1 protein-coding gene is annotated in these 243 nt (G+C 69.5%); it reads left to right on the top strand.

Translation table 11 applies throughout. The annotated features are described in order from the left end of the window. Window positions 1-16 precede the first annotated feature (16 nt). A partial coding sequence (locus ACLQ24_RS30690; protein ID WP_425895207.1) for a hypothetical protein occupies window positions 17-243 on the top strand: 227 nt, incomplete at its 3' end.

The raw sequence follows: 243 nt of genomic DNA on the forward strand, positions 1-243 counted from the left end.
GCCCTTCGACCAGGCGATGCTCGACCTCACATCGCAGGACTTCGCATCCGGGCAGTGGACGGCGCCACTGACCGGCATCGCTGTCGGGGCCCACGACCACCTGCCCGCCGCCGCAAACGGCGATGATCCTTACGGCATCGGGGCATGGGACCCCTTCCAGACATTACTCACACCCCACCCGCCCGAGCCCACCGCGAGCACCAGCGCCGTGCCCGCGAGCACCACCGGCGAACACCAGCACGA

It is taken from the genome of Micromonospora sp. DT4 (assembly GCF_049841675.1).
Taxonomy (GTDB): domain Bacteria; phylum Actinomycetota; class Actinomycetes; order Mycobacteriales; family Micromonosporaceae; genus Micromonospora.